The organism is uncultured Aquincola sp., from assembly GCF_964001545.1.
In the GTDB taxonomy this organism is placed as follows: domain Bacteria; phylum Pseudomonadota; class Gammaproteobacteria; order Burkholderiales; family Burkholderiaceae_C; genus Aquincola.
The window spans coordinates 1-6,331 of record NZ_CAXFDV010000473.1 but is presented as its reverse complement, the minus strand read 5'-3'; the positions used below and the strand labels follow the sequence as shown (position 1 = coordinate 6,331).

The following is a 6,331-nucleotide window of genomic DNA, read 5'->3' as shown; positions in this document are numbered from 1 at the left end:
GGTGTCCTCCACCCCGGCGCGCACGTCGTAGAAGTTCTTCGAGTAGCTGGAGGCCGCCCAGGCGTAGCCCTTGTCCAGCAGGTAGCGGCGCATCAGCGGCGTGTCCACCGTCAGGTTGGCGCCGGTGCCGCGGTAGCCGTGGGCCCACATCACCAGCTGGCCGTTCCAGCCGGTCTGGGGCACCTCGATGCGGTAGGCCGCGCCGTTGAGCACGCCGGTCCAGCGGTCGGTGGCCACGTTGCTGCCGGCCAGGGCCGGGAAGGTGGTTTCCTGCGCCGGGGTGAAGCTGCGGGTGTCCTGCGTCCGGGCTTCTTCGGGCACCGGCACGTCGTCGTCGCTGCCGCCGCAACCGGACGCCAGCGCCGCAACGGCCAGCGACAACACGCCGAGCGCATGCGGGCGCCGGCTGGAATGGAACGTCATGCTTGTCTCCTTCGAGCGGCTGCTGGCCGCTGCTTGTGGGGGCGGACAGCCTACGCCGGGCGCCAGCGTCCGCGGCGTCGCCAAGGCGACGCAGACGCTGAGCGAAAACCATGAGTGGCCGCGGACCGGCACACTTGCGGCCATGGAACCGACCGAACGCCTGCTGGTGGCCTGCCTGTGCGCCGCCTGGTGCGGCACCTGCCGCGAGTACGAAGCCGCCTTTGCCGCCGCCCGCCAGGCCGACGGCGGCGCCACCGACTGGGCCTGGGTGGACATCGAGGACCACGACGAGGTGTTGGGCACCCTGGACGTGGAGAACTTCCCCACGCTGCTGATCGCCCGCGGCGACGCGGTGCTGTTCTACGGCACGGTGACGCCGCACCTGGGCACGCTGCAGCGGCTGCTGCAGAACGCCCGCGACGGCGACTTCAGCCCCAGCACCGACGCCGCGTTGGCCGGCCTGCCGGGCCGGGTGCGGGCGGTGGATGCATGAGCGGGCGCTGGGCTTCATCGAAAAACGCATAAGGGTCCGCGGAACGCTTCGTTCCCTGCATGGCGGGCGGTTTTTAGAGTGGCGGCAATCTCTCCACTCACGCCCCCGGGAAACGCATGAACCTTAAGAGGACCCTGCTCGTCGGCGCCGCGCTGGCGGGCGCCGCCTTCGGTGCGCTGGCCAAGGACTTCACGCTGCTGAACGTCAGCTACGACCCCACGCGCGAGCTGTACGTGGAATACAACGCCGCCTTTGCCAAGGCCTACAAGGCCAAGACGGGCGATACCGTCACGGTCAAGCAGTCGCACGGCGGCTCGGGCAAGCAGGCCCGCTCGGTGATCGACGGCATCGACGCCGACGTGGTGACGCTGGCGCTGGCCTACGACATCGACGAGATCTCGGCCAAGGCCAAGCTGCTGCCCAGCGACTGGCAAAAGCGCCTGCCGCACAACGCCTCGCCCTACACCTCCACCTACGTGTTCCTGGTGCGCAAGGGCAACCCCAAGGGCATCAAGGACTGGGGCGACCTGATCAAGCCCGGCGTGTCGGTGATCACCGCCAACCCCAAGACCTCGGGCGGCGCGCGCTGGGGTTATCTGGCCGCCTACGGCTGGGCGCTCAAGCAACCGGGCGGCAATGAGGCCAAGGCCAAGGAATTCATCGGCAAGGTGCTGACCAACGTGCCGGTGCTCGACTCCGGCGCCCGCGGCTCCACCGTCACCTTTGCCGAACGCGGCCTGGGCGACGTGCTGCTGGCCTGGGAGAACGAGGCCCACCTGTCGTTGAAGGAGTTCGGCCCCGACAAGTTCGACATCGTCTACCCACCCAACAGCATCCTGGCCGAGCCGCCAGTGGCGGTGGTGGACAAGGTGGTCGACAAGAAGGGCACCCGCGCGGTGGCCCAGGCCTACCTGGAATACCTCTACACGCCCGAAGGCCAGGAAATCGCGGCCAAGAACTTCTACCGCCCCACCGACCCCAAGGTGGCGGCCAAGTACGCCAGCAACTTCCCGGCGATCAAGCTGTTCACGGTGGACGAGGTGTTCGGCGGCTGGGCCAACGCCCAGAAGACGCACTTTGCCGACGGCGGCACCTTCGACCAGGTGTAAACGCGCAAGTAAGCCGGCGTTGGCCCGCACTGGCGGGCACGCCGATGGCCGAACTGGGCCGCCCCACCGGGCGGCTCATTTGTTTTTCGCATAAGCAAAGGCGAAAGCAATGGTTTGGCCGGCGGTAACCAGGTAATACATTCGCCCTTCGCATTTAAGAACGGTCCGTTATGAAAGCATCATCTTTGCGCTCACCGTCCCTGCTGCGCCGCAGCCTGCTGGCACTGGCCCTGGCGGGCAGCACCGGCCTGAGCTTTGCCGCCGGCCCCACGCTGCTGAACGTCAGCTACGACGTCGCGCGCGAGCTGTACAAAGAGATCAACCCTGCCTTCCAGAAGCAGTGGAAGCAGCAGACCGGCGAAGACCTGACGATCAACCAGAGCCATGGCGGCTCCAGCAAGCAGGCCCGCTCGGTGCTGGAAGGGCTGGAAGCCGACGTGGTGACGATGAACCAGAGCAGCGACATCGACGTGCTGGCCACGCGCGGCAAGCTGCTGCCCGAAGACTGGGCCAAGCGCCTGCCCAACAACTCGTCGCCCACCACTTCGGTCACGGTGATCCTGGTGCGCAAGGGCAACCCCAAGGGCATCAAGGACTGGGCCGACCTGGCCAAGCCCGACATCAGCGTGGTGATTCCCAACCCCAAGGTCACCGGCAACGGCCGCTACACCTACGTGGCGGCCTGGGGCTCGGTGCTCAAAGCCGGCGGCAACGCCGCGCAGGCGCGTGAACTGGTGCAGAAGATGTTTGCCAACGTGCCGGTGTTCGACGGCGGCGGCCGTGCGGCCACCACCACCTTCGCGCAGCGCAACATCGGTGATGCGCTGGCCACGTTCGAGAGCGAGATCAACCTGATCAAGGCCGAGTTCGGCGACAACTTCGACGTGGTCTACCCCAAGTCGACCATCCTGGCCGAGAACCCGGTGGCGGTGATCGACAAGGTGGTGGACAAGAAGGGCACCCGCAAGCAGGCCGAGGCCTACCTGAAGTTCCTGTACACCGACACGGCGCAAGAGATCGCGGCCAAGCACCAGCTGCGCCCGCGCTCGCCCGCGCTGCTGACCAAGTACGCCAAGGACTTTCCGGCGGTGACCACCTTCACCATCGACGACTACTTCGGCGGCTGGACCAAGGCGCAGAAGGAGCACTTCGACGACGGCGCCATCTACGACCAGCTGCTGGCGGCTGGCCGCAAAAAGTGATCTTCTCGCGCACCCTGCTCAAGCGGCACAGCGTGCTGCCCGGCTTTGACATCACGCTGGGCTTCACGCTGCTGTACCTGAGCCTCGTCGTCCTCATCCCGCTGTCGGCGGCTTTCCTCAAGACCTTCACCCTCACCTGGCCGGCCTTCTGGGAGGCGGTGGCCTCGCCGCGGGTGGTGGCCTCGTACCGGCTGACCTTCGGCGCCTCGTTCGCGGCGGCGCTGCTCAATGCCTTCTTCGGGCTGATCATCGCCTGGGTGCTGGTGCGCTACCAGTTCCCGGGCAAGCGCATCATCGACGCGCTGGTCGATCTGCCCTTTGCGCTGCCTACCGCGGTGGCCGGCATCGCGCTCACGGCCATCTACGCGGCCAACGGCTGGATCGGCCAGTACCTGGCACCGCTGGGCATCAAGGTCTCGTTCACGCCGCTCGGCGTGTTCGTGGCGCTGGTGTTCATCGGCCTGCCCTTCGTGGTGCGCACGCTGCAGCCAGTGCTCGAAGACCTGCACAAGGAAGTGGAAGAAGCCGCCGCCACGCTGGGCGCCAGCCGGGCGCAGACCTTCCGCCGCGTGATCTTCCCGATCCTGATGCCGGCGCTACTGACTGGCTTTGCGCTGGCTTTCGCGCGGGCGTTGGGCGAGTACGGCTCGGTGATCTTCATCGCCGGCAACATGCCGATGATCTCGGAGATCACGCCGCTGCTCATCATCACCAAGCTGGAGCAGTACGACTATGCCGGCGCCACCGCCATCGCGGTGGTGATGCTGGTGATCTCGTTCGTGATGCTGCTGCTGATCAACCTGCTGCAGGCCTGGGCGCGTCGCCGCCAGGGCGGAAACTAGATGACTGCATCAACCATACCGCCGCGCAGCGCGCTGGCGGCCACGGCCGAGCCGGCCTGGGTGCGGCGCACGCTGATCGGCGTGGCGCTGGCCTTCCTGGCCTTCTTCCTGTTCGTGCCGCTGGTGGCGGTGTTCTATGAGGCGCTGAAAAAAGGCGCCGACGTGTACCTGGCCGCGCTGACCGAGGCCGACGCGCTGTCGGCGATCAAGCTCACGCTGATCGCCGCGGCCATCTCGGTGCCGCTGAATCTGGTGTTCGGCGTGGCCGCAGCCTGGGCCATCGCCAAGTTCGACTTCCGCGGCAAGAACGTGCTGCTGACGCTGATCGACCTGCCGTTCTCGGTCAGCCCCGTCATCGTGGGCCTGATCTACATGCTGGTGTTCGGCCTGCAGGGCTGGTTCGGCGAGACGCTGCGCGACCACGACATCAAGATCGTGTTTGCGCTGCCGGGCATCGTGCTGGCCACGGTGTTCGTCACCTTCCCGTTCGTGGCGCGTGAGCTGATTCCGCTGATGCAGGCCCAGGGCCAGGAGCAGGAAGAAGCCGCGCGGGTGCTGGGCGCCAACGGCTGGCAGATCTTCTGGCGGGTGACGCTGCCCAACGTGAAGTGGGCGCTGCTGTACGGGGTGATCCTGTGCAACGCGCGGGCGATGGGCGAGTTCGGTGCGGTGTCGGTGGTGTCGGGCCACATCCGCGGCCAGACCAACACCATGCCGCTGCACATCGAGATCCTCTACAACGAGTACCAGTTCGCGGCCGCCTTTGCGGTGGCCTCGCTGCTGGCCGGCCTGGCGCTGGTGACGCTGGTGCTGAAGCTGCTGGTCGAGCGCAAGGTGCGCGCCGAGAAGGCGCTCGCAGGAAACGAAGCATGAGCATTGAGATCCGCAACCTGAACAAGGCCTTCGGCAAGACGGTCGTCTGCGACAACCTGAACCTCGACATCCCGTCGGGCGAGCTGGTGGCGCTGCTGGGGCCTTCGGGCTCGGGCAAGACCTCGCTGCTGCGCATCATCGCGGGGCTGGAGCGGCCCGATTCGGGCACCGTGCTGTTCGGCGGCAAGGACGCCACCTTCGACGACGTGCGCGACCGCAACGTGGGCTTCGTGTTCCAGCACTATGCGCTGTTCGCGCACATGTCCATCTTCGAGAACGTGGCCTTCGGGCTGCGGGTGCGGCCCAAGGCCACGCGGCCGAGCGAGGCCGAGATCCGCAGCAAGGTGAACGCGCTGCTCAAGCTGGTGCAGCTGGACTGGATCGCCGACCGCTACCCGCACCAGCTGTCGGGCGGCCAGCGGCAGCGCATTGCGCTGGCGCGGGCGCTGGCAGTGGAGCCGCAGGTGCTGCTGCTGGACGAGCCCTTCGGCGCGCTGGACGCCAAGGTGCGCAAGGAGCTGCGCCGCTGGCTGCGCCGGCTGCACGACGAGATGCACGTGACCAGCGTCTTCGTTACCCACGACCAGGACGAGGCCATGGAAGTGGCCGACCGGGTGGTGGTGATGAACCAGGGCCGCATCGAACAGGAAGGCACGCCCGACCAGGTGTACGACCACCCGGCCACGCCCTTCGTGCTGCAGTTCCTGGGCGACGTGAACCTGTTCCACGGCCGCCTGGGCCATGGCCCCGGCGGCGCCGAAGGGCCGGTGAGCTACGTGCGTCCGCATGAGCTGGACATCGTGTCCCAGCCCGATGCGGACACCTGGCCGGTGACGCTGTCGCAGGCGCTGACGGTGGGGCCGCTCACGCGCGTGGAATTCAAGCGCAACGACGACGGCAGTTACGTGGACGTGGAGCTGCCGCGCGAGGCCTGGCATGTGCTGCGCGACAAGCTGCAGCTCCAACCCGGCAGCGCGGCCCACCTGCGGCCTCGGCGGGTGACGCGCTTCGACGACCACAACGCGCCGATCGACCCCGCCGCGGCCATCTGACGATCAGGCCCGCTTGCGGCGGCGGGCGATGCCGGCCACCAGGCCCAGACCGCCCAGCATCAGCGCATAGGTGCCGGGCTCGGGCACGGCGGCGGTCAGCGGCGTCTGCGTCAGGCCCACGGTGCCGGCGCTGCTGAAGGTCAGACCCACCACGAAGGCGGTCGGGTCGTCCGGGTTCAGCGCCGCGTCGGTTTCGATACCGCGCAGGCTGAAGCGGGTGGTGCCCGATGCGAAGGTGTACTCCTGGCCCGCATGCAGGTCGGTGCCGCTGTCCACGAACTGGGTGCCGTTCCACAGCCACAGGTCGTAGCTGCCATCGCCGATGGCGTCGCGGATG

At 67.6% G+C, this 6,331-nt stretch carries 7 protein-coding genes and 1 pseudogene; 6 read left to right on the top strand and 2 right to left on the bottom strand.

Annotation, left to right across the window (positions count from 1 at the left end):
• Positions 1-423, bottom strand: a pseudogene (locus ABNT58_RS16240) (alpha/beta hydrolase); the annotation flags it as partial.
• Positions 424-565: 142 nt separating this feature from the next.
• On the opposite strand from ABNT58_RS16240, the gene ABNT58_RS16235 reads away from it, so the two are divergent.
• From ABNT58_RS16235 to ABNT58_RS16210, 6 genes are all read left to right on the top strand, one after another.
• A complete protein-coding gene (locus ABNT58_RS16235) occupies positions 566-916 on the top strand; it encodes a thioredoxin domain-containing protein (protein ID WP_348754491.1) in 351 nt (116 codons plus the stop codon).
• Positions 917-1,032: 116 nt separating this feature from the next.
• Positions 1,033-2,025, top strand: a complete 993-nt coding sequence (locus ABNT58_RS16230; protein ID WP_348754490.1) for a sulfate ABC transporter substrate-binding protein — start codon at positions 1,033-1,035, stop codon at positions 2,023-2,025.
• 170 nt (positions 2,026-2,195) lie between these two features.
• The gene (locus ABNT58_RS16225; protein WP_348754489.1) at positions 2,196-3,227 is read left to right on the top strand and encodes a sulfate ABC transporter substrate-binding protein; all 1,032 of its coding nucleotides are present in this window, start codon (positions 2,196-2,198) and stop codon (positions 3,225-3,227) included.
• Entirely contained in the window at positions 3,224-4,069 is an 846-nt protein-coding gene (cysT, locus tag ABNT58_RS16220; protein WP_348754488.1) for a sulfate ABC transporter permease subunit CysT, read from the top strand. The genes ABNT58_RS16225 and cysT overlap by 4 nt, the downstream gene beginning before the upstream one ends.
• On the top strand, positions 4,070-4,942 hold the full coding sequence (cysW, locus tag ABNT58_RS16215; protein WP_348754487.1) for a sulfate ABC transporter permease subunit CysW: 873 nt from the start codon (positions 4,070-4,072) through the stop codon (positions 4,940-4,942).
• Positions 4,939-5,994, top strand: coding sequence for a sulfate ABC transporter ATP-binding protein (locus ABNT58_RS16210; RefSeq protein WP_348754486.1), 1,056 nt, complete (start codon positions 4,939-4,941; stop codon positions 5,992-5,994). The genes cysW and ABNT58_RS16210 overlap by 4 nt, the downstream gene beginning before the upstream one ends.
• Before the next feature lie 3 nt (positions 5,995-5,997).
• Here the strand turns inward: ABNT58_RS16210 and ABNT58_RS16205 are convergent.
• Positions 5,998-6,331 (bottom strand): PEP-CTERM sorting domain-containing protein (locus ABNT58_RS16205; protein WP_348754485.1); only part of this gene is annotated, 334 nt, incomplete at its 5' end.